Genomic DNA, 20260 nt, shown 5'->3' with positions numbered 1-20260 from the left:
ACCTAGGGCGCGTCCCGGCCCTCCAGCTCATGGCGCAGGTCGTCCAGCTCGCTGCCGCCTGCCATCTGACGCGTCAGTTCGTCCAGTGTGATCTCGTCGCGGGCGTAGCTGCCGGACATCGCGCCCCTCTTCAGGAGGACGAAGCGGTTGCCGACGAGGTACGCGTGGTGCGGGTTGTGCGTGATCAGAACCACGCCCAGGCCCGCGTCCCGCGCGGCGGCGACGTACTTGAGTACGACGCCCGACTGCTTGACGCCGAGGGCCGCGGTCGGCTCGTCGAGTACGAGGACCTTGGCGCCGAAGTGGACGGCGCGGGCGATCGCCACGCACTGGCGCTCACCGCCGGAGAGGGTGCCGATGGGCTGGTCGACGTCACGCAGGTCGATGCCCATGCGGAGCAGCTCCGCGTGGGTCGTCCTGCGCATCAGGTCGACGTCCATGCGCTTGAAGGGGCCGGAGCCCTTCGTCGGCTCGGAGCCGAGGAAGAAGTTGCGCCAGACCGGCATCAGCGGGACCACGGCGAGGTCCTGGTAGACCGTGGCGATACCGCGGTCGAGGGACTCGCGCGGGTTGGCGAGCCGCGCCTCCTCGCCCTCGATGCGGAAGGTCCCGGAGTCGTGCTTGTGCAGACCCGCGATGATCTTGATGAGGGTCGACTTGCCCGCGCCGTTGTCGCCGAGGACGCAGGAGATCTCGCCCGCGTGCACGACCAGGGAGACATCCTCCAGGGCACGGATGTTGCCGTAGTGCTTACTGACGCCGTCGAGCTCGACGAGCGCCGTGCGCTCCGCGGTCTCGGTCATTTCGTCGCCTCCGCGCGCTTGCGGACCCACGCGTTGAGCAGGGTCGCGAGGAGCAGCATCGCCCCGAGGAAGAACTTGAACCAGTCCGGGTTCCACTCGGCGAACACGATGCCCTTGCTCGTCATGCCGAAGATCAGGGCGCCGATGGCCGCACCGACCGCGGAACCGTAGCCGCCGGTGATCAGGCAGCCGCCGATGACGGCCGCGATGATGTAGATCAGCTCGTTGCCGACGCCCTCGCCGGACTGCACGACGTCGAACGAGAACAGCAGGTGCTGCCCCGAGATCCAGGCGCCGAAGGCGACGCCCATGTACAGGCCGATCTTGGTCTTGTTGACCGGGACGCCGACGGCGCGGGCCGCGTCCTCGCCGCCGCCGACCGCGTAGATCCAGTTGCCGACGCGGGTGCGCAGCAGGATCCAGGTGGCGACGACGATCAGGGCGAGCCACCACAGGATCGTGATCTTGAAGTCGACGCCTCCGATGGTGAGCGTGGAGGCGAAGACGTCCTTGGCGGAGGAGAAGCCCTCCATGTCGGAGATCGACTTGGTGGAGACGGTGCCGCTGATCAGCTTGGTGAAGCCGAGGTTCATGCCGGTCAGCATCAGGAAGGTGCCGAGCGTGATGATGAAGCTCGGTGGGTCGGTGCGGGTCAGCATGACGCCGTTGAACACGCCGATGGCGAGCGTGACCAGGAGCGAGACGACCACGCCGACCCAGACGTTCGCCGTCATCTGGTAGCTGAACATCGACGAGACGAGCGCGGACGTGGTGACCATGACGCCGGCGGAGAGGTCGAACTCGCCGCCGATCATCAGCAGGGCCACGGGTACGGCCATGATGCCGATCGTCGACGACGCGTACAGGACCGTGGCGAGGCTGGAGGCCCGCAGGAAGCTGTCCGCGAAGATCGCGAAGAAGACGAAGACGGCGACGGCGCCGACGACCGAGCCCAGTTCGGGCCGGCCCATGAGCTTGCGCAGCGGCGATGTCTTCAGGAGCCGCTCGTCCGTCAGCGGCGGGGTCCCTGGTGCGGCGGCGCTCATCGGGTCCCCCGCTTCGTGTACTCCTCGAGCTTGGCGGCCTGGTCCTTGGTGATGATCTGCGGTCCGGTGAGGACCGGCTTGCCGCCGCCGAGGACGTCCGCGTTGTAGCGGTAGAGCCAGAGCAGGTCCACGGCCTCGTAGCCCTGGAGGTAGGGCTGCTGGTCGACGGCGAAGCCGAGCGTGCCGTCCTTCAGGCCGGCGGCGACCTTCTCGTTGAGGTCGAAGGTGTCGATCTCGGCCTTGCTGCCCGCGTCCTGCTTGGCCTTCACGGCCGTGGCGGCGAAGGGCGCACCGAGCGTGACGACGGAGTCGATGGACTTGTCGGCCTGGAGCTTGGCGCCGATGGAGGACTGGACGTCGGGCATGTTGGTGCCCTCGACGTACAGGTTCTGCATCTGGCCCTTGAAGGTCTCCTTGGCACCGGCGCAGCGCTGCTCGTGGCCGACGTTGCCCTGCTCGTGCAGGACGCACAGGGCCTTCTTGCGGCCGCGCTTGTTCAGCTCCTCGCCGACGGCCCGGCCCGCGATGGTCTCGTCCTGGCCGATGTGCGTGAGCGCGCCGAACTTCTTGGACTCCTCGGAGCCCGAGTTCACGGTGATCACGGGGATGCCGGCCTTCTGGGCGCGGGCGACGGCCGCCTTCATGGCGTCGGGCTTCGCGAGCGTGACGATCAGGCCGTCGACCTTCTTGTCCACGGCCGCGTCGACGAGCTGGGCCTGCTGCTGCGCCTCGTCGCTGTGCGAGTACAGGAACTTGATGTTGTCCTTGACCGCGGCCTGCTTGGCACCTTCCTGGACGATGTCCCAGAAGGTGTCGCCATCTCCTGAATGGGTCACCATCGCGACGGTCCAGCGCGGGGTGTTCACCGCGGCCTTGCCCTGGGCCGAGGCCGCCTTCCTGGCGTCCTCCGCCCGCTTGCCGCCGGTGCTGCTGCACCCCGCGAGGGAGAGACCGACCACCCCTGCGAGGGCGATGCTCACCCAGCTCCGAAACCGTGCCACGAGGCCGTGCCCTTCTTGCCGTGCTGCCTGATACACCGGGGCCGGCGGACCGGACCCGGGGGGCACTTCTCTAGCCCCGGACGCCTCAGTATCCCCGACCGCATCTCTCCGCCGCCGTGCAGGTCCCGGGGGACGCGCCGGGCTTCCGGCCGGGGGTCCGGGGGTTGCCCCCCGGGCGGACACAGCAGGTACCGGGCGCACGCATCCGTTCACCGGGTACCGCGCGCGGTGTACTTCTCGAGCTTCGGGACGTCCTTCTCGGTCACGATCGCGGGGCCTGTCAGGACGGACTTTCCGCCGCCGATGACGTTGGCGTTCGTCTTGTAGAGCCACAGTTCGTCGACGGCGAGATAGCCCTGGAGGTAGGGCTGCTGGTCCACGGCGAAGCCGACGTCCTTGGCCTTGAGGCTCTTGACCACGGCCGCGTTCAGGTCGAAGGTGTCGACCTCCGCCTCGCTGCCCGCGTCCTGCTTGGCCTTGACGGCGACGGCCGCGGTGGGGGCGCCGAGTGCGACGACCGCGTCGATGTCCTTGGCCGCCTGGAGCTTGGCCTCGATGGACGACTGGGACGCCGGGGCGTTGGTGCCCTCGACGTTGAGGTTCTCGACGGTGCCCTTGAACGTCTTCCTCACACCGGCGCAGCGCTGCTCCAGGGAGACGTTGCCCTGTTCGTGGATGACGCAGAGCGCCTTCTTCCTGCCGCGCCTGTCGAGTTCGCTGCCGACGGCCTCGCCGGCCACGGACTCGTCCTGCCCGATATGGGTCAGCGCGCCGAACCCTTGCGAGAACTCGCCGCCGGAGTTGATCGTGACGACCGGGATCCCGGCGTCCTTCGCCTTGGCGAGAACGGCCTTCATGGCTTCGGGCTTGGCGAGGGTGACGACGATCCCGTCGACCTTCTTGTCGATCGCGGCCTGGACCAGCTCGGCCTGCCCCTTGGCCTCTTTGTCGTTCGAGTAGAGGAACTGGACGTTGTCCTTGGCCGCGGCCTGCTCGGCCCCGCTCTGGACGATGTCCCAGAAGGTGTCGCCCTCGCCGGAGTGGGTGACCATCGCGATCTTCAGGCGGGGTGTGCCGGCTGATGTGCCGCCCCCGGAGCCGTCGGCCTTGTCCTCGGAGGTCTTGCCTCCGGAGCTGCTGCATCCGGCCGCGAGTGCGACGACCGCAATGAGGGTTGCTGCCGTGCGGGCTGTGCGCATGGTGTGCCACCTCTCTCCTGGCCGCCCCTGTGCGGCTGGAGGAGTTCTAGCGGCGGATACCCGGCACCGTCAATGACTTTGTCATAACATTCTTACGGCCGTACGAGGAGCTGGAACTCGAAGGAGTAGCGGGACGCCCGGTACGTGTGCGACCCGAACTCAACGGGTCTGCCGGTGTCGTCGAACGTGGCGCGCTCCATCGTCAGGAGCGGGGCGCCCGCGGGCTCGGCCAGCCGCTCGCCCTCCTCGTCCGTGGCGGCGCGGGCGCCGACGGACTGGCGGGCGCTGTGCAGGGTTATCCCCGCGGCGCGCATCAGCCGGTAGAGCCCGGTCGCCTCCAGCCGCTCCGTGTCGAGCGGGAGCAGCCCGGTGGGCAGGTGGTTGCAGAGGTACGCGACCGGGTCGCCGTGGGTCAGCCGCAGCCGCTCGACGCGGTGCACCTCGTCCCCCTCCCCCACCCCGAGCGCGGCCGCGACCCCGGGGGACGCCGGCACGAGCGTGTTGGCCAGAACGCGCGTCTCGGGCTTCTGGCCCGCCGCCTCCAGGTCGTCGTAGAGGCTGCTCAGTTCCAGGGGGCGTTTGACCTGACTGTGGACGACCTGGGTGCCGACGCCCCGGCGGCGGACGAGGAGGCCCTTGTCGACGAGGGACTGGATGGCCTGGCGCACGGTGGGCCGCGAAAGGCCGAGCCGGCCCGCGAGCTCGATCTCGTTGCCGAGGAGACTTCCGGGGGTCAGGGAGCCGCGCTCGATCGCCGCCTCCAGCTGCTGGGAGAGCTGGAAATAAAGCGGAACCGGACTGCTGCGGTCCACGCTGAGCTGGAGCGACACCGTCGGGTCGACTACTGGTTTGGCCACGGGCCGAGCGTAGTCGCAAGGAATGTTGACGGGAAGTCGTGAAGTTCGGTTGTCAGGACAAACCGTTGACAGGGGGTTCCCCGGACGGCACCTTGACTGCATGCGCATCGGACTTATCGGGACGGGCCGTATCGGCACCTTTCACGCAGCAGTTCTGGAGCGGTACCGCGAGGTCGGCTCGCTCGTCGTCACGGACGCCGACCCGGAGCGGGCCGTGGCGCTCGCGGACCGGATCGGCGCGACCGCGGCGCCCACGGTCGACGAGATCTTCTCCTGGGGCGTGGACGCGGTGGTCATCACCGCGGCGACGTCCGCGCACGGCGAGCTGATCGGGCGGGCGGCGCGGGCCGGGCTCCCGGTGTTCTGCGAGAAGCCCATCGCCCTCGACCTGCCGGGCACCCTGGCCGCGCTCGGCGAGGTGGAGCGGGCCGGGACGGTGCTCCAGCTGGGCTTCCAGCGCCGCTTCGACGCGGGGTACACGGCGGCGCGCGAGGCGGTGCGCTCGGGCCGGCTCGGCCGGCTGCACACCGTACGGGCCATGACGAGCGACCCCGCGCCGCCGCCGGCCGCGTATCTGCCGCTCTCCGGCGGCCTCTACCGGGACTGCCTGGTCCATGACTTCGACATCCTGCGCTGGGTGACCGGCCGCGAGGTGACGGAGGTGTACGCGACCGGTTCCGACGCCGGGCCGGCGATGTTCCGCGAGGCCGGGGACGTCGACACGGCGGCCGCCGTCCTCACACTGGACGACGGCACGCTGGTCACGGCGACGGCGACGCGCTGCAACGGTGCGGGCTACGACGTACGCATGGAACTCTCCGGCGAGCTGGACACGGTCGTCGTCGGCCTCGACGACCGCACGCCCTTCGCCTCCACCGAGCCCAAGGGCCCGTCGGCCGCGACCAAGCCCTGGCCCGGCTTCCTGGAACGCTTCGCCCCCGCGTACGAGGCGGAGCTCGTCGCGTTCGTCGACGTGGTGCGCGGCGAACGCGAGAACCCGTGCGACGGCCGCGAGGCACTGCACGCGCTGCGGATCGCGGAGGCCTGCGAACTGTCGCGCCGGGAACGGCGGTTGGTACGGATGGAGGAGATCGCCGGGGGTTGATCCGCCGGCCTTCGGTGAGCCGGACTCAGGGTGAACGCCGTCGGCTCAGCCCCGGGCGACCGGCAGGATCGTGCCCTGGGCGACCGCGCACAGCTTCTCCGTGCCCTCCTCGTCCACGGTCGACAGGTCGCAGCGGACCACGGCCTGGCGCCGGCCGCCGTGCACGACCTGGGCGCGGGCGATCAGGGTGCGGCCGGTCGCGGGGCGGACGTACTGGATGGAGAAGCCGCCGGTGAGCACCGCCGGGCCGAGGACCGCGCCGCCGGCGAACGTCAGCGCGTTGTCGGCGGCGTAGGAGAGGACCCCGCCGTGCAGGAACCCGTTCTGCTGGTGCAGCTCCGGTCTGACGTCGACCTCGATGGTGGCCGCGCCGTCACCGAACGCGGTGAGCCGGGCGCCCACCAGACGGCTGAACGGCTGGGCGTCCAGGAGCTTCGCGGCCAGGGCGAGGTCCAGCTCCTGGGGGCGGTCGCTTTCGTGGGGCGCGGTCATGGGGACCTCCGGACAGGTCGGTGGGTACGGCGGATACGGCGGGCGGATGCGTCGGATGCGGCAGGCACGGCGGGCCGGTGATGTCGCGCGCGGGGGTGGGCGTTCGGATCTAACTCGCGCCGCTCACGACCGGTTCCCCTGACCTGATCGCCGCGCCGCCCCCGGCCAGGAAACGCGCGAGCGGCAGGGTCGCCGCGCCGACCGTCACCGCGTCGGGGCCGAGGCGCCCGAGTTCGATGGTGGCCTGCGCGTACGGGTGGTGCAGGGCGTACGAGGCGGCCGCCCGCCGGACCGGTTCGAGGAGGCGGGGGCCGAGGAGCAGTCCGGCCCAGCCGCCGACGACGATGCGCTCGGGGTTGAAGAGATTGACCAGGTCGGCGATGCCCGCACCGAGGAACTCGGCTGTCTCATCGAGGAGTTCACCGGCATCGGGGTCGGCGAGGAGTTCGGCGAGCGCCCCCTCCTCGTCGGCCGAGGTCCGGCTGCCGCCGCCCTCCCGCCACCGTTCGAGCAGCGCCTCGGCGCCCACGTACGCCTCCAGACAGCCGCGCGCCCCGCACCGGCAGCGGCGTCCGCCGACCTGGAGCGTGGTGTGGCCCCACTCCCCCGCGCTGCCGGACGAGCCTTGGTAGGGGACGCCCTCGGCGATGACGCAGGCGCCGACGCCGGAGCCGATGAGGGTGACAACGGCGTTGCGGGCGCCGCGGCCCGCGCCGAACCACATCTCGGCGAGGCCCAGGGTCCTGGCGCCGTTGTCGACGAACAGGGGCAGTCCGGGCGGGAGTTCACCGCGGTCGCAGAGCATCGCTTCGAGGGGGACGGCGTCCCAGCCGATCGCCTGGCCGTGCACGAGGGCCCCGACGGCGCCGCCCGCGCCGGAGGCGTCGACGATTCCGGGCACGCCGATGCCGACGCCGATGAGCGCGTCGGGGGCGGTCTTCGCCTCGGCGAGCACCTGCGCGACGCCGGCCGCGACGATCCGTACGACGTCCCGTGCGTCATGGTGCCCTTCGGGCAACGGGGTGTCCACGCGCGCGAGTTCGTTCAGGGTGAGGTCGAAGAGCTCCACGCGTACGCGTGTCTCGCCGATGTCGACGCCGGCGAGGTGGCCGCAGTGCGGGGCGACGCGCAGGAGCGTGCGGGGCCTGCCGCCGTCGGAGTCGACCGATCCGGCCTCCTCCAGGAGGCCGTCGGCGACGAGTTCGGAGACGACGTTGCTGATCGACCCCGAGCTCAGTGCGGTGAGGGGACCCAACTCCTGTCGGCTGAGCGGCCCGTCGAAGTAGAGCTTGCGCAGCACCGTGGCGCGGTTGTTGCGTCTGAGGTCACGCACCGTGCGCCGGCGTGGTCCGGCCATCGTCAGTCCTCCCCCGTACGGCGGACCCGGAGCGCCGCGTTTCCGCGCCCGGATCACGGTGTGAATTTACCCGTGCCGCGGGGGTCAGTCGTCCAGGAGTCCCGCGTCGTGGGTCAGGAGGGCGATCTGGACGCGGTTGTTCAGGCCGAGCTTCGCGAGGATGCGGGAGACGTGTGCCTTGACGGTGGCGACGCTCATGTAGAGCTCGGCGGCGATCTCCGCGTTGGCCGCGCCGCGGCCCACGGCGACAGCCACCTCCCGCTCGCGGTCGGCCAGTTCGGCGAGCCGTTCACGCGCGCGTGCCCTGCGGTCGTGTTGCGGGTCGGGCCCGGTGGCCCGCGTGATGAGCTGCCGGGTCACGGTCGGCGACAGGACGGGCGCTCCGGCCGCGACCCGGCGGACCGCCTCGACGATCTCGGCGGGCACGGTGTCCTTGAGGACGAACCCCGCGGCTCCGGCGCGCAGCGCCCGCAGTACCTGTTCGTCGGCGTGGAACGTGGTGAGGACGATGACCTCGGGTGCGTCGGGCCGCGCCCGCAGCGCCTCGGTCGCGGCGAGGCCGTCCACGTCCGGCATGCGGATGTCCATGAGGACGACGTCGGGCCGGGCCTCGGTGACAAGGGCGGGGACCTCCGAGCCGTCGCCCGCCTGGCCGACGATCTCGATGTCGGGCGCGCCCCCGAGCATGAAGGAGAGGCCCGCGCGCACCAGCGGGTCGTCGTCGACGAGGAGCACCCTGATCGGTTCCACCGAATTCACCCAGTCCCGTCTTCGCGCCGTTGCACCGCAGCCGTCACCGTCACCGTCGCCATGGTCTGCGAGGGCCACCGTAGCGAGGCGGTGATCACCTGGTCCACGGGTGCCGGCCGCGGGCGGTGATCACCTGGTCCACGCGTGCCGGCCGCGGGCGGGGGTCACCCGGGCCACGGCAGCCACGCCTCGATCGCGAAGCCGCCGTCGTCCGCGGCGCCGTGGCCGAGGCTGCCGCCGGCCAGGGTGGCGCGTTCCGTGAGGCCGATCAGGCCCTGGCCCGAGCCGGGCACGTGCGGGACCTCGCCGGGGGGCGGCGGGTTGCGGACCGAGACGGTGACGCCGTCGCCCGGCGCGCCGCAGACGCGGACCTCGACCTCGGCGCCGGGGGCGTGCTTGCGGGCGTTGGTCAGGCCCTCCTGGACGATGCGGTAGGCGGTGCGGCCGACGGACGCGGGGACGGTGTCCGGGTCGCTGACCTGGTGGTCGAGGACGATCTTCATGCCCGCCTCGCGGGACTCGTCGACGAGGGTGTCGAGCGCGGCCAGTGTCGGCTGGGGCCGCCCCGACTCCTCACCGTGGTCGTCGGCCCGCAGGACGCCGATGATCTCGCGCAGGTCCTGGAGCGCCTCGTGGGCGCTCTCGCGGATGACGCCGGCCGCCCGTTCGACCTCCTGCCGGGGTGCGTCGGGCCGGAACTCCAGGGCGCCCGCGTGCACGCTGAGCAGGGTGAGCCGGTGGGCGAGCACGTCGTGCATCTCGCGGGCGATGGCCTCGCGGGCCAGGCGCTGCGCCTGCTCGGCCCGCAGCGCGGCCTCGGTCTCGGCGCGCCGCGCCCGGTCGCGCAGCGACAGCAGGAGCTGGCGCCGGGAGCGTACGAACATGCCCCAGCCGACGACGGTGACGGTGAAGATGATCGTGAAGGCGACGGAGAGGACGTACGGCGAGTCCGGGTCCGGCCGGACCCAGAAGAAGAGCGGGATCAGCGCGCAGGAGGCTCCGGCGACCCAGGCGACGTACCGGAAGGGGCGGTGCACGGCGAGGGTGAATATGGCGACCATGGTGGCGCCGCCCGCGGTGTTCGACACCATGCTGACGGCCGCCAGCGCGATGGCCAGGCCCAGGGGCCATCTCCTGCGCAGCCACACGGCGGCGCAGGCGAGCGCGCCGAGCCACTGGTCGAGTGCGGCGAGGCCGTCGGAGGTGTTGGGGTCGTTCGCGACGGAGTGGGCGCCGAGCAGGCCGATGCCCACGGCGGCGAGGAAGCAGGTGAAGTCGACGACCCAGTCGCGCAGGCTGCGGCGCCTGCGGCCGGGGCGGCCGTCCGGGTCCAGGTCGAGCTCGTCGGCGACAGCCGAGGGCAGCATCCTGCGCCGCCACCGGTACCGCTCCCCCGGTGGGGTCGTCCCTGTCCGCTCCTGAACCTCCATGGTCGACAAATCTACGCACCCGGGGCGCCCGGCACCGGCTCGTGGAGCGGACCGTGGACGAAAGTCGCGGCGGCCGGTACTTCGGTAGGTGCGCCTCGCCGGAAGTCGCGTCTTGTGGCGGGACGTGCCTCGCCCCGCGGCCGATGTGCGTGGGAGGTCCGCGGGGCGAGGTTGTCACCATGAAGAAGGTTCTGGAGTTCATCGGCGCGATCGCGCTCATTCAGGGCGCGGTCGGCCTGCTGCACGAGTTCACCGGGTGGCTGAGCTGGGGCGTCATCCAGCATCTCGGCTTCCTCGACGGCTACGAGGTGTACGGGAGCATCGCGCTGATCGTGCTCGCGTTCGCCCTGTTCGCCGCGTCGGAGAGCCTCAGGAGCTGACGGCGCCGGTCACCGCGGGTGGTTCAGCAGCCGTGGTCGACGAGGTCGAACGTCGCGTAGTGGTCGCCGGTGTAGTAGTCCTCCTGGGACTGCTCACCGGTGACGATGCGGCGGGCGCCGCGGGTCGGGGAGCCGGGGGTGATGACCGTGTACTCGTGGTAGTAGCCGGTGGACTGCGAGGGCAGGACGCCTTCCCGGTTCTGGAAGACGGTGCCGTCCTGGTCGTACGGGTAGGGGCCGCCCTGCTCGATCAGGTCGAGCGTGTCGTGGGCCTGGGAGGGCAGCGCCGAGTAGCAGATGTCGCCGACGGCGGTCACGGAGTACGTGACGGGGGCCGGGGCCGCGGTGGCCGAGCCGGCGAGGACGGGGCCACCGATGAGCAGGGCGGCGGCGAGGGCAGTGACACTGGCGATTCGTGGGGGGATTCGCATGGCCCCTAGTGTGACGCGCGTAGAGCATGACGTGTCAACGTCAAGTCGGGGAAGTTTTCCGGAAGTTAACCAATCAGAGGCTCCGCTTCAGGCGTGTCCGGGGCGCGTTCAGGGCCCGTTCGAGGTGCGGCTCAGGCGGTGGCACGACGCCCCCACGCCGTCCCCGCCAGCACGAACGCGGCCCCCAACAGGCCCAGTAGTCCCAGGCGTTCGCCGCCGATGACGATCCCGGCCGCCGCGGCCCACAGCGGCTCGGTGCCGAGGAGCAGGCTCACCCTGGACGGTGATGTCCTGTGGACCGCCCACATCTGCACGAAGAAGGCGAAGAGAGTACAGAAGACGGACAGGAAGACGAGCCCGGCCCATTCGCGCGGGCCGAAGTCCGCGGCCGCCTCCCAGGGCGCGGCGCCGGTCCCCGGCACAGCGCACAAGAGCGCGAACACGACGACGGACGCGCCCAGTTGGACCGTCGTCAGGGGCAGCGCGTCCGCGCCCCGCACGGACTTCATCCGGGCCATGGCGAGGACGTGGAGGGTGCGGGCGAGGGCCGCGAGCAGCATCAGGAGGTCGCCTGCGGACGGCGCCGTGAAGCCGCCGCTCTGGGTGAGCAGGACGACGCCCGCGACGGAGACGGCGGCCGCCGCGAGGAAGGTGCGGGACGGCCGGGTCCGCGTCACCGCGGCCTCGGCGAGCGGCGTGAAGATCATGGTGAGGCTGATGATGAGGCCCGCGTTGGTCGCGGAGGTGTGGACGACGCCGTAGGTCTCCAGGAGGAAGATCCCGCTGAGGATCAGGCCGAGGAGTCCCGCCCCGCGCCACTGCGCGACGCTCAGCCCGCGCAGCGCGCCCCAGCCGGCCACGGCGAGCGCCGGCAGGACCGCGCCGAACCGGAGCACGAGGACGGCGAGGACCGTCGTCTGTGTGGTGATGCCCTTGGCCGCGAGATAGCTGGCTCCCCACACGACGGCCACGAGGAGCACGGGCAGGTCGGTGAGCCAGGCGCGGCGGGGCGCGGTGACGGTGAACGTGGCCAAGGTGCGGTCTCCGGCGGCGTACGGGGTGCGGCGGGTGCGGCGACGGCGGCGGCTCGCACGGGGGCGGCTCACGCTACCCGCGGCAAGATCGTCCGGGCCACCGCTTTCCGCCCGCCGGACCGCCCGGCCGCCGACCGCCGCGTGCGGGGGCATCGGTGTCCGTTTGCCGCCAGCGTCGAGGGCCGCCCGTCCATTTACTTGAAGTCATAACAACGGATGGCTTCAGGAGGATCCATGAACGGCAAGGCGGCACTCGTCACCGGTGGCAGCCGGGGGATCGGCGCAGCGACTGCGCTGCGACTGGCCCGTGAGGGTGCGGATGTGGCGGTCACTTACGTGAACGGCAAAGAGGCGGCCGAGGAGGTCGTGCGCCGCATCGAGGCGCTGGGCCGGCGAGGCCTCGCGCTGCGCGCCGACTCGGCGGACGCCCAGGAGGCGGCCGGGGCGGTGGATCACGCGGCGGACACGTTCGGCAGGCTCGACGTGCTGGTGAACAACGTCGGCGTGGGGGTGCTCGGACCACTGGAAGGCTTCTCCCTCGCCGACATCGACCACGCGCTGGCGGTGAACGTGCGCGGTGTCCTGCTGGCGTCGCAGGCGGCCGCGGCGCGGCTGTCCGACGGCGGCAGGATCGTCACCGTCGGCACGTGCATGGCCAAGCGCGTACCGGGTCCCGGCGGGACGGTGTACACGACGACCAAGGCGGCCCTGATCGGCCTGACGAAGGCGCTCGCGCGCGAGTTGGGCGGCCGGGGTATCACGGCGAACATCGTCCACCCGGGCCCGATCGACACGGACATGAACCCGGCGGACGGACCGTACGCCTCGGGCCAGACCGCATCCGTCGCGCTGGACCGGTTCGGCACGGCCGACGAGGTGGCGTCGATGGTCGCCTATCTCGCGGGCCCCGAGGCCACGTACGTCACGGGCGCCGAGTTCGCCGTGGACGGCGGGCACGCGGCGTGACGCGATGCGCGCGGCGGCGCCGGCTGCTGAGCCGCGTCCCGGCCGTTCGCCTTCGCGTGACGTGATGCGCGCGAGGACGTACCGGTGCTGTCGGGCCGGTACGTCCCCGCGCGGGTCTGCGGGAGGGGCGGCGTCAGCCGCCGAGCTCCTGATGACGGGCCGTCAGGCGCGCCGTGCCCTCGTCGGTCAGCGAGCCGAACAGGCGCAGGCGGGAGATGCCTCCGTCCGGATAGATGTCCACGCGCGCGTGGGTACCGACCGCCGGGGTGTCGAGGACGATGCGGTGGTTGGTGTCGGGCTGGAGGCGGGTGCGGGGCAGGACCTCCACCCACTCGCCTTCCTCGCCGTCGCGCACGGAGACCGACGCCCAGCCCGCGGAGTTGCCCTTGAGGTAGGCGGTGTCGATCTCCAGGGCCCGGATCTGCGACTGGGCGGCCAGGCCGTAGCTGATCCAGTCGTTGCCCTGGTCACGGCGGCGGCGGGTCTCCCAGCCGTCGTCCATCTTCCGGGAGCGGCCCGGCTGGATGGTGTTGCTCGCGGGCGAGTAGAACAGGTTGGAGGCGTCCTCGGCGCGGCCGCCGTTCTCCAGGGCTACGACGTCGAACGTGCCGAGCGTGGCGAGCCACTTGGGGTCGGGCACGACCTCGCCGTGGACCCGCAGGCGGGCGATGCCGCCGTCGGGGTGCTGGTTGACGCGCAGGTGCGTGAAGCGCTGCTCCACGTCGACGGCGAACCCGTTGGCCGCGTGGCCGCCGACCGCCGTGCGCGGTACGAGCGTCGTCCACTTGACGTCGCCCGAGAGCAACTCCTGCGGGGTGGGCGCGCCTTCGACGGACGCGGCCTCGACGGAGACGGCCTGCGGGTAGTTGCCGCGGAAGTGGGCGGTGTCGACGATGATGCCGCGGATCACGCCGGGGGCGCCGAGCCGGACGAGCGCCCAGTCGTGGTCCTCGGCGGTCGGCCACGGGTGGTCCGCGCCGGTGCCGCGGCGACGGCGGGTCTCCCAGCCGTCCATGATCTTGCCCTTGTGGCCGAAGTGCTCGGGGTCGAACTCGGCGCGCTCGGGTACGAGGAGGTTCTCGCGCTGGGCGAAGAACTCGTCGTTGGCGGCGATGACACCGGCGCCGAGCTGCCGCGCGGCGAGGTCGGCGTACTGCGTGAACGGGAAGTCGGCGGTGCGGTAGTCGGCGTAGGGGTCGCCGCCGCCGTAGGGGTTCGCGTCGCCGGTGAAGCTGGGAATCGCCGTCACTGTGATCAGTTGTTCCTTTCGAGGAGCTTGCCTGCGGGGGCGGTGAACTCGCCCTCGGCGACGATGCGTTCACCGCGCAGCCAGGTCGACTTCACGACGCCGTGCAGCGTCTTGCCCGCGTAGGCGGTGACGCGGTTGCGGTGCTGCAGCTCGGCCGGGTCGACGGTGAACGTCTCCTCGGGGGCGAGGACCGCGAAGTCGGCGTCACGGCCGGCCGCGATGGCGCCCTTGCGGTCGTCGAGGCCGACCAGCTCCGAGGTGCGCGAGGACATCCAGCGGACCACGTCGTCGAGGGAGTGGCCGCGCTCGCGGGCCGCGGTCCAGATGGCGGAGAGGCTCAGCTGGAGACCCGAGATGCCGCCCCAGGCGGTGGCGAAGTCGTCGGTCTTCAGGTCGGCGGTCGACGGCGAGTGGTCGGTGACGACGCAGTCGATGGTGCCGTCGGCGAGCGCCTGCCACAGCAGGTCCTGGTTGGCGGCCTCGCGGATGGGCGGGCAGCACTTGAACTCGCTGGCGCCGTCCGGGACTTCCTCCGCGGTGAGCGTGAGGTAGTGCGGGCACGTCTCGACGGTGACCTTGACGCCCTCGGCCTTGGCCTCGGCGATCAGCGGCAGCGCGTCGGAGGAGGACAGGTGCAGGATGTGGACGCGGGCACCGATGCGCTTGGCGGTGTCGATGAGCCCCTTGATCGCGACGTCCTCGGAGACGCGCGGCCGGGTCGCGAGGTAGTCGTCGTACTTCGGACCGCTGTTGTGCGGGGCGACGTCCAGCTCGTGCGGGTCCTCGGCGTGCACGATGAGCAGGCCGCCGAACCCGGCGATCTCGGCCATGGAGGCGGTGAGCTGGTCCCCGTTCAGGTGCGGGAACTCGTCCACGCCGGACGGCGAGAGGAAGCACTTGAAGCCGAAGACGCCGGCGTCGTGCAGCGGGCGCAGGTCCTTGACGTTGTCGGGCAGCGCGCCGCCCCAGAAGCCGACGTCGATGTGCGCCTTGGCGGCGGCTACGTCCTGCTTGGTGCGCAGGTTGGCCACCGTCGTCGTCGGCGGCAGCGAGTTGAGCGGCATGTCGACGATCGTGGTGATGCCGCCGGCCGCCGCGGCGCGGGTGGCCGTCCAGAAGCCCTCCCACTCCGTGCGCCCCGGGTCGTTCACATGGACATGGGTGTCCACGAGCCCGGGCATGAGGACATCGTCACCGAAGTCCTCCAGCCGGGCGCCGGCCGGTACGTCCGCGTCGTGCGGAAGGACGGCGGCGATCTTTCCCCCGACGACGGCGACCGACGCGGGCCGCGTGCCTTCGGGGGTGATGACGCGGGTCGAGCGCAGCACCAGTTCGACGTCGGACACCCGAGCCCCTCTCAGTAAATTCAACGTTCTGTTGAAGGAGTTTTCACTCCAGTCCAGGGTCCGTCAAGACCCGCCTCGTACGGGACGACGCCGTCCTGGACGTTTCCACAAAGTGGAATTAGAATTCCGTAAGCCAGAACGTAGCTATCTACGACGACACCGTCAAGGGAGCACAGGTATGGCCCGGCGACACCCGGACAAAGGCCCCTGACCGGCCGGAACAACCCGGGCCGTGCCACACCCCCCACGGTGACCGCCGGGTAGGCTGCTGGCTTGCCCTTCCGCCCCGAAAGGAACGCGCCCGTGCCGACGTCAAGCGCCAGCACCACCTCCTCTGGCCCTTCCGCCCCGACCGGCGGAGTCCAGTCCCTCGAGCGCGCCTTCGACCTCCTCGAGCGGATGGCCGACGCCGGGGGCGAGGTGGGTCTCAGCGAGCTCTCCGCGAGCAGCGGCCTTCCCCTGCCGACGATCCACCGTCTGATGCGCACCCTGGTCGCCTGCGGCTACGTGCGCCAGCAGGCCAACAGGCGCTACTCGCTCGGCCCCCGCCTGATCCGCCTCGGCGAGTCCGCCTCCCGCCTCCTCGGCACCTGGGCCCGGCCCTATCTGGCCCGCCTCGTAGAGGTGACCGGCGAGACGGCGAACATGGCACTGCTCGACGGGGACGAGATCGTGTACGTCGCCCAGGTGCCGTCCAAGCACTCGATGCGGATGTTCACCGAGGTGGGCCGGCGCGTGCTGCCGCACTCGACCGGCGTGGGCAAGGCCCTGCTGGCCTACACCCCGGCCGACGAGGTCCGCGCGCTGCTCGCACGGACCGGGATGCCGGCCGCCACGGAGAAGACGATCACGACGCCCGACGGCTTCCTCGACGCGCTCGCCGAGGTGCGCAGCGCCGGGTACGCGGTCGACGACAACGAGCAGGAGATCGGCGTGCGCTGCCTCGCCGTCTCCGTGCCCAACTCCCCCACGGCCGCCGCGATCTCGATCTCGGGCCCGGCGGGACGCGTCACCGACGTGGCGACCGAGAAGATCGTGCCGGTGCTTCAGCAGGTCGCCGAGGAGCTGTCGGTGGCACTGTCGAGCTCCGGCGTCGGCGCGTAGCGGGCACGACCCGCCGCGTCACCGGACGGGCCGGCTTTCGTGAGCCGCCCGTCCACCATTTCGCACACCTCGTCCGCCACCGCGAGATGCGCCCGGTCGTGCGTGACCAGGACCGTCGCGGTGCCGCGCTCCCTGGTGAGCCCGGCGAGCAGATCCAGTACGGCCGCGCCGCGCTCGTGATCGAGGGCGCTCGTCGGCTCGTCCACGAGCAGGACAGACGGCTCGTTCATCAGGGCGCGGGCGATGTTGACGCGCTGGCGCTGACCGCCGGACAGCTGGTGGGGGCGGCGGCGCGCCTGGTCCGTGAGCCCGACCGCGGCCAGCAACTCCCCTGCCCGCTCCCGCACTTCGCGCGGCCTGCGGCCGTCCAGGTGGCCCATCACCTGGAGCTGTTCGAGGGCGGTCAGGGACGGCAGCAGGTTGGGCTGCTGGAAGACGATGCCCAGGCAGCGGCGGCGCAGCCCGGCGCGTTCGGCGGGGCCGATCGAGTCCGTCCGCGTACCGCCCACCGTCACGGTGCCGCTGTCGGGCGTGACCAGCGTCGCCGCGACCGCGAGGAGGCTGGACTTGCCCGACCCGGACGGACCGACGACCGCGGTGACCGTGCCGGCCGGGACGTGCAGTGTGACGCCGTCGAGCGCCGTGATGCGGCCGTCGCCGTCCGGGTAGGTGAGGGTGATCTCGTCGAGGTCGAGGCTCATCGGGCGCTCCCGAGTGCGGTGAGGGGATCGACGGCGGTGATGCGCCGGATGGACAGAGCGGCGCCGGCCGCGCCGAGGACGGTCATGACGGCGGCCGGGCCGAGCGTGGTGAGGGGCTCCATGACGAACGGCACGCTGTCGGGCACGAACGCGCCGATGAGCGCCGCGAGCGCCGTACCGAGGGCCGTACCGCCGACGAGCATGACCACGGCCTGGCCGAGCGCGTCCTTGAGCAGATAGGGCGTCGAGGAGCCGAGGGCCTTGAGGACGGCGATGTCGCCGCTGCGCTGGATCGTCCACACGGTGAAGAACGCGCCGATGACCATCGCCGAGATGACGAAGAGGAAGCCCCGCATCAGCTGGAGCGAGCCGTTCTCGGCCTGGTAGGACCCTATGGCCTCAAGCGCCCCCTCGACGGTCCGCGTCTCGGTGCCCGCCGCACGGTCCGCGGCGCCGAGGTCGGCGCCCTCCCCGGTGCGCAGGGCGATCACGGTGGCCCGCTCCCCGGCGCCCTGCCCGCCCGGCGCCACGTGCTGCCAGTCGCCGAGGTCGATCCAGACGACGGGGGTGTGGCTGTACGAGGCGTCGCCCGAGACCGCGCTCACCGTGAGGGACGTGCCGGACAGGGCGATACGGTCCCCGGGCCGTGCGCCCAGATCGTCCGCGGCCTGCTGCGACAGGACGGCCGTGCCGGGCGCCGTCGTGTCGGGCGCGAGCCCCGACCGGGGCTTCACACCGAACGCGGACACGGCCGCCGTGTGACGGCCCACCTCGGCGTTGACGGTGCTGATGCCGAGCGGCTGCGCGCTCTCGATCCCCGGCCGCGCGGCGAGCGCCCGCCACTGCCCGTCCCCGACCGTCGACCCGGTGAACGACACCGACTGGCCGGACGGGGGCCGGGCGAAGGCGAGGCGGTCGGCGGCCAGCCCGGTCAGTGCCGAGGTGTTGTCCCGGGCCAGGCCGGCGGTCAGGCCGGACAGCAGGCCGACGAGCAGCGTGATCAGCACGACCACGCTGCCCATCAGCGCGAAGCGCCCTCTGGCGAACCGTAGATCTCTCCATGCGACGAACATGGTCCCCAGCCTGCGGCCGGGCGCCCGCCCCGGGCATCGCGCCACAGCACGCTTCACCCGAATCGAAGGAAGGAGCCGCCTTTCAACCTTTCGGTTGACCGCGGGCCGGGCTCCTCTGCCTACGCTGGTGACGGTATGGATCCACGTTCTCTGACCCCCGTTCTGCGCGTTCTGCGCCTGTGCCTGCATCTGCTGATGGCCGGGCTGCTCGTGCTGGTCGCCGCCCGGGCGCTGGCCGGCGACTCGACGGGGGCCGGCGCCGTGGTGGCCGCCGCGGTCGTGATGGCCGTCGTGTACGGCGCGGGCTCGCTGATCCCTGCCGTACGGGACACGCGGGCCGGGGCGGCGCTGTGGCTGGCGGCGCTGTGCGCGGTGTGGCTGGTGCTCCTCGCGCTCTCCCCCGACGGCCTGTGGCTGGCGTTCCCGCTGTACTTCCTCCAGCTGCATCTGCTGCCCGCCCGCTGGGGCGTGCCCGCCGTGGTGCTCACCGCGGGCGCCGCCATCGCCTCGTACGTACGCCATGGGCAGCCGCTCAACCCGGGGGCCTTCATAGGGCCGCTCCTCGGCGCGGCCGTGGCCGTCGCGACCGTCATGGGCTACCAGACGCTGTACCGCGAGAGCGAGCGCAGACGGCGGCTGATCGAGGAGCTGATCACGACGCGCGCCGAACTCGCCGCCGCGGAACGCACGGCGGGCACCCTCGCCGAGCGTGAGCGTCTGGCCCGCGAGATCCACGACACCCTGGCGCAGGGCCTGTCCTCGATCCAGCTCCTGCTGCGCGCGGCCCAGCGCACGCTGCCGCCGCAGTCGCCGGCCGCCCCGCACATCGAACAGGCGCGCGCGGCCGCGCAGGACAATCTGGCGGAGGCCCGCCGCTTCGTGCGAGCCCTGTCGCCGCCGGACCTGGAGAGCGGGTCGCTCGCGGGGGCCCTGGAGCGGCTGTGCGCGACGGCTCCCGGCCTCTCCGCCCGCTTCACGGAGAGCGGCACCCCGTCCGGGCTGCCGACGCCGTACGAGGTCGCGCTGCTGCGGATCGCGCAGTCGGCGCTCGCGAACACCGTGCGGCACGCGCAGGCGCGCCGCGCCGAGATCACCCTCAGCTTCATGGACACGGCCGTGGCCCTCGACGTCGTGGACGACGGCCGTGGCTTCGACCCCGCGTCGGCCCCGTCCGGCGACGGCGGGTTCGGCCTGCCCGCGATGCGCTCACGCGCCGAGTCCCTCGGGGGCACGTTCACGGTGGAGTCGGCGCCGGGCCAGGGCACGGCGGTCGCGATCACTCTCCCCCTCCCCGTGGAAGGCGCGTCATGACCGTCCGGCTCCTGCTCGCCGACGACCACCCCGTCGTACGCGCCGGGCTCCGCGCGGTCCTCGACGCCGAACCCGACTTCGAGATCGTCGCCGAGGCCGCCACGGCCGAGCGGGCCGTGGAGCTCGCCGCGGGCGGCGGGGTCGACGTCGTCCTCATGGACCTCCAGTTCGGCGCCGGGATGCACGGCTCGGAAGCGACCGCGGCCATCGCGGCCGGGCCCGGTGCGCCGCGCGTCCTCGTCCTGACCACGTACGACACGGACGCGGACATCCTGGCCGCGGTGGAGGCGGGCGCGTCCGGCTATCTGCTCAAGGACGCGCCGCCGGAGGAACTCGCGGCGGCGGTCCGTACGGCCGCCTCCGGCCAGTCCGCGCTCGCGCCCGCCATCGCGCACCGCCTGATGGACCGCATGCGGGCCCCGGCCGAGGCACTCAGCCGCCGCGAGCTGGAGGTGCTCCAGCTCGTCAGGGACGGCCTGTCGAACCAGCGGATCAGCAAGGAGCTATTCCTCAGCCAGGCGACGGTGAAGTCCCATCTGGTGCACATCTACGCCAAGTTGGGCGTCGATTCGCGCACGGCGGCGGTCGCGGCGGCCACGGCACGCGGGCTGATGCGCCGCTGACC

General features: G+C 72.0%; 21 protein-coding genes. 6 read left to right on the top strand and 15 right to left on the bottom strand.

The features are described 5' to 3' along the window. Nucleotides 1–2: 2 nt before the first annotated feature. The 5 genes from ACIPWY_RS01325 to ACIPWY_RS01305 all read right to left on the bottom strand — a co-directional run bounded on the left by ACIPWY_RS01325 (nucleotide 3) and on the right by ACIPWY_RS01305 (nucleotide 4879). Nucleotides 3–803, bottom strand: a complete 801-nt coding sequence (locus ACIPWY_RS01325) for an ATP-binding cassette domain-containing protein (protein ID WP_362898827.1) — start codon at nucleotides 801–803, stop codon at nucleotides 3–5. Further along, the gene (locus tag ACIPWY_RS01320; RefSeq protein ID WP_362898829.1) at nucleotides 800–1849 is read right to left on the bottom strand and encodes an ABC transporter permease; all 1050 of its coding nucleotides are present in this window, start codon (nucleotides 1847–1849) and stop codon (nucleotides 800–802) included. Before ACIPWY_RS01320 ends, ACIPWY_RS01325 begins: the two co-directional genes overlap by 4 nt. After that, nucleotides 1846–2850, bottom strand: coding sequence for a sugar ABC transporter substrate-binding protein (locus ACIPWY_RS01315; protein ID WP_362898831.1), 1005 nt, complete (start codon nucleotides 2848–2850; stop codon nucleotides 1846–1848). Before ACIPWY_RS01315 ends, ACIPWY_RS01320 begins: the two co-directional genes overlap by 4 nt. A gap of 209 nt (nucleotides 2851–3059) precedes the next feature. Next, nucleotides 3060–4049: a sugar ABC transporter substrate-binding protein gene (locus ACIPWY_RS01310; RefSeq protein ID WP_393700007.1), complete on the bottom strand. Its 990-nt coding sequence runs from the start codon at nucleotides 4047–4049 to the stop codon at nucleotides 3060–3062. 92 nt (nucleotides 4050–4141) lie between these two features. After that, nucleotides 4142–4879 carry a GntR family transcriptional regulator gene (locus tag ACIPWY_RS01305; RefSeq protein WP_362899264.1) on the bottom strand — a complete coding sequence of 246 codons (738 nt, stop codon included), beginning with the start codon at nucleotides 4877–4879 and terminating at the stop codon, nucleotides 4142–4144. Nucleotides 4880–5006: 127 nt separating this feature from the next. Here ACIPWY_RS01305 and ACIPWY_RS01300 point away from each other — a divergent pair, with 127 nt between their 5' ends. Next, nucleotides 5007–6011 (top strand): Gfo/Idh/MocA family oxidoreductase, encoded by a 1005-nt coding sequence (locus ACIPWY_RS01300; protein ID WP_362898834.1) that lies wholly within the window; start codon nucleotides 5007–5009, stop codon nucleotides 6009–6011. 45 nt (nucleotides 6012–6056) lie between these two features. Here the strand turns inward: ACIPWY_RS01300 and ACIPWY_RS01295 are convergent, their stop codons facing one another. From ACIPWY_RS01295 to ACIPWY_RS01280, 4 genes are all read right to left on the bottom strand, one after another. Next, nucleotides 6057–6503: a PaaI family thioesterase gene (locus ACIPWY_RS01295; RefSeq protein ID WP_401532012.1), complete on the bottom strand. Its 447-nt coding sequence runs from the start codon at nucleotides 6501–6503 to the stop codon at nucleotides 6057–6059. 109 nt (nucleotides 6504–6612) lie between these two features. Then, on the bottom strand, nucleotides 6613–7860 hold the full coding sequence (locus ACIPWY_RS01290; RefSeq protein ID WP_401532011.1) for an ROK family protein: 1248 nt from the start codon (nucleotides 7858–7860) through the stop codon (nucleotides 6613–6615). Between the two features lie 84 nt (nucleotides 7861–7944). Then, nucleotides 7945–8610 carry a response regulator gene (locus ACIPWY_RS01285; protein ID WP_401532010.1) on the bottom strand — a complete coding sequence of 222 codons (666 nt, stop codon included), beginning with the start codon at nucleotides 8608–8610 and terminating at the stop codon, nucleotides 7945–7947. Nucleotides 8611–8774: 164 nt separating this feature from the next. Then, nucleotides 8775–10040 (bottom strand): histidine kinase, encoded by a 1266-nt coding sequence (locus ACIPWY_RS01280; RefSeq protein WP_401532009.1) that lies wholly within the window; start codon nucleotides 10038–10040, stop codon nucleotides 8775–8777. A gap of 179 nt (nucleotides 10041–10219) precedes the next feature. On the opposite strand from ACIPWY_RS01280, the gene ACIPWY_RS01275 reads away from it, so the two are divergent. Next, nucleotides 10220–10420 (top strand): hypothetical protein, encoded by a 201-nt coding sequence (locus ACIPWY_RS01275; RefSeq protein WP_362898843.1) that lies wholly within the window; start codon nucleotides 10220–10222, stop codon nucleotides 10418–10420. 23 nt (nucleotides 10421–10443) lie between these two features. Here the strand turns inward: ACIPWY_RS01275 and ACIPWY_RS01270 are convergent, their stop codons facing one another. Then, nucleotides 10444–10851, bottom strand: a complete 408-nt coding sequence (locus tag ACIPWY_RS01270) for a ribonuclease domain-containing protein (RefSeq protein WP_100591458.1) — start codon at nucleotides 10849–10851, stop codon at nucleotides 10444–10446. 131 nt (nucleotides 10852–10982) lie between these two features. Further along, nucleotides 10983–11885, bottom strand: coding sequence for a DMT family transporter (locus ACIPWY_RS01265; protein ID WP_362899266.1), 903 nt, complete (start codon nucleotides 11883–11885; stop codon nucleotides 10983–10985). 234 nt (nucleotides 11886–12119) lie between these two features. Here ACIPWY_RS01265 and ACIPWY_RS01260 point away from each other — a divergent pair, with 234 nt between their 5' ends. After that, nucleotides 12120–12851 (top strand): SDR family oxidoreductase, encoded by a 732-nt coding sequence (locus tag ACIPWY_RS01260; RefSeq protein WP_401532008.1) that lies wholly within the window; start codon nucleotides 12120–12122, stop codon nucleotides 12849–12851. Nucleotides 12852–12984: 133 nt separating this feature from the next. Here ACIPWY_RS01260 and alc read toward each other — a convergent pair whose 3' ends face one another. Then, a complete protein-coding gene (gene alc, locus ACIPWY_RS01255) occupies nucleotides 12985–14100 on the bottom strand; it encodes an allantoicase (RefSeq protein WP_401532007.1) in 1116 nt (371 codons plus the stop codon). Between the two features lie 5 nt (nucleotides 14101–14105). Then, nucleotides 14106–15446, bottom strand: coding sequence for an allantoinase AllB (gene allB, locus ACIPWY_RS01250; RefSeq protein ID WP_362898849.1), 1341 nt, complete (start codon nucleotides 15444–15446; stop codon nucleotides 14106–14108). A 303-nt stretch (nucleotides 15447–15749) separates the two neighbouring features. Here allB and ACIPWY_RS01245 point away from each other — a divergent pair, with 303 nt between their 5' ends. Then, nucleotides 15750–16550: an IclR family transcriptional regulator gene (locus ACIPWY_RS01245; protein ID WP_362898851.1), complete on the top strand. Its 801-nt coding sequence runs from the start codon at nucleotides 15750–15752 to the stop codon at nucleotides 16548–16550. Here ACIPWY_RS01245 and ACIPWY_RS01240 read toward each other — a convergent pair. Together ACIPWY_RS01240 and ACIPWY_RS01235 are read right to left on the bottom strand one after the other, a co-directional pair. Then, nucleotides 16493–17251 carry an ABC transporter ATP-binding protein gene (locus tag ACIPWY_RS01240; RefSeq protein ID WP_393700015.1) on the bottom strand — a complete coding sequence of 253 codons (759 nt, stop codon included), beginning with the start codon at nucleotides 17249–17251 and terminating at the stop codon, nucleotides 16493–16495. The genes ACIPWY_RS01245 and ACIPWY_RS01240 overlap by 58 nt on opposite strands. Beyond that, on the bottom strand, nucleotides 17248–18324 hold the full coding sequence (locus ACIPWY_RS01235) for an ABC transporter permease (RefSeq protein ID WP_393700017.1): 1077 nt from the start codon (nucleotides 18322–18324) through the stop codon (nucleotides 17248–17250). Before ACIPWY_RS01235 ends, ACIPWY_RS01240 begins: the two co-directional genes overlap by 4 nt. Nucleotides 18325–18459: 135 nt before the next feature. Between ACIPWY_RS01235 and ACIPWY_RS01230 the strand changes: the two genes are divergently transcribed. Together ACIPWY_RS01230 and ACIPWY_RS01225 are read left to right on the top strand one after the other, a co-directional pair. Next, nucleotides 18460–19635, top strand: coding sequence for a sensor histidine kinase (locus ACIPWY_RS01230; protein WP_393700019.1), 1176 nt, complete (start codon nucleotides 18460–18462; stop codon nucleotides 19633–19635). Further along, nucleotides 19632–20258, top strand: coding sequence for a response regulator transcription factor (locus ACIPWY_RS01225; protein WP_362898858.1), 627 nt, complete (start codon nucleotides 19632–19634; stop codon nucleotides 20256–20258). Before ACIPWY_RS01230 ends, ACIPWY_RS01225 begins: the two co-directional genes overlap by 4 nt. Nucleotides 20259–20260: the final 2 nt, after the last annotated feature.

The organism is Streptomyces sp. NPDC090032, assembly GCF_044748025.1.
In the GTDB taxonomy this organism is placed as follows: Bacteria; Actinomycetota; Actinomycetes; order Streptomycetales; family Streptomycetaceae; genus Streptomyces.
The sequence above is the reverse complement of the archived record's forward strand: the minus strand, read 5'-3'. Positions and strand labels throughout refer to the sequence as shown.

Excerpts from the sequence above, each read along its gene's own strand:
- ACIPWY_RS01270 (WP_100591458.1), bottom strand. The coding sequence starts at position 10,851 with ATGCGAATCCCCCCACGAATCGCCAGTGTCACTGCCCTCGCCGCCGCC.
- ACIPWY_RS01260 (WP_401532008.1), top strand. The coding sequence starts at position 12,120 with ATGAACGGCAAGGCGGCACTCGTCACCGGTGGCAGCCGGGGGATCGGC.
- ACIPWY_RS01240 (WP_393700015.1), bottom strand. The coding sequence starts at position 17,251 with ATGAGCCTCGACCTCGACGAGATCACCCTCACCTACCCGGACGGCGAC.
- ACIPWY_RS01275 (WP_362898843.1), top strand. The coding sequence starts at position 10,220 with ATGAAGAAGGTTCTGGAGTTCATCGGCGCGATCGCGCTCATTCAGGGC.
- ACIPWY_RS01310 (WP_393700007.1), bottom strand. The coding sequence starts at position 4,049 with ATGCGCACAGCCCGCACGGCAGCAACCCTCATTGCGGTCGTCGCACTC.
- ACIPWY_RS01230 (WP_393700019.1), top strand. The coding sequence starts at position 18,460 with ATGGATCCACGTTCTCTGACCCCCGTTCTGCGCGTTCTGCGCCTGTGC.
- ACIPWY_RS01295 (WP_401532012.1), bottom strand. The coding sequence starts at position 6,503 with ATGACCGCGCCCCACGAAAGCGACCGCCCCCAGGAGCTGGACCTCGCC.
- ACIPWY_RS01290 (WP_401532011.1), bottom strand. The coding sequence starts at position 7,860 with ATGGCCGGACCACGCCGGCGCACGGTGCGTGACCTCAGACGCAACAAC.
- ACIPWY_RS01235 (WP_393700017.1), bottom strand. The coding sequence starts at position 18,324 with ATGTTCGTCGCATGGAGAGATCTACGGTTCGCCAGAGGGCGCTTCGCG.
- ACIPWY_RS01280 (WP_401532009.1), bottom strand. The coding sequence starts at position 10,040 with ATGGAGGTTCAGGAGCGGACAGGGACGACCCCACCGGGGGAGCGGTAC.
- ACIPWY_RS01300 (WP_362898834.1), top strand. The coding sequence starts at position 5,007 with ATGCGCATCGGACTTATCGGGACGGGCCGTATCGGCACCTTTCACGCA.
- ACIPWY_RS01320 (WP_362898829.1), bottom strand. The coding sequence starts at position 1,849 with ATGAGCGCCGCCGCACCAGGGACCCCGCCGCTGACGGACGAGCGGCTC.
- ACIPWY_RS01225 (WP_362898858.1), top strand. The coding sequence starts at position 19,632 with ATGACCGTCCGGCTCCTGCTCGCCGACGACCACCCCGTCGTACGCGCC.
- ACIPWY_RS01325 (WP_362898827.1), bottom strand. The coding sequence starts at position 803 with ATGACCGAGACCGCGGAGCGCACGGCGCTCGTCGAGCTCGACGGCGTC.